The sequence below is a fragment of the Halorubrum sp. SD690R genome (genome assembly GCF_005435035.1).
Lineage (GTDB): Archaea > Halobacteriota > Halobacteria > Halobacteriales > Haloferacaceae > Halorubrum > Halorubrum ezzemoulense.
Map to the genome: position 1 here is coordinate 1 of NZ_SGTV01000160.1, position 254 is coordinate 254.

At 49.2% G+C, this 254-nt stretch carries 1 pseudogene; it reads left to right on the forward strand.

Annotation, left to right across the window (positions count from 1 at the left end):
• Nucleotides 1-130 precede the first annotated feature (130 nt).
• Nucleotides 131-254, forward strand: a pseudogene (locus EXE41_RS18875) (IS1595 family transposase); the annotation flags it as partial.

The following is a 254-nucleotide window of genomic DNA, read 5'->3' on the forward strand; positions in this document are numbered from 1 at the left end:
GAAAGACGGTTTTCGTGATGAGTATATAAACGACGGTTGGATGGTTTCACACTATCTGTAAAGTGAGGGTAGAAGCTGTCTATCGCTAGATCTCTGCGCTCGTTTACAGAGCTGATCTAACTCATTACGCATCGAGCGGCGGCTCAAGCAGTTCTGGGAGAATACCTCCTGTCCTCGCTGCGGTCGCCAGAGCATTATGACGTGGGAGAAACACGACCGAGTTCGGTGCCGTAATTGCGAATTTAAGCCAGTAT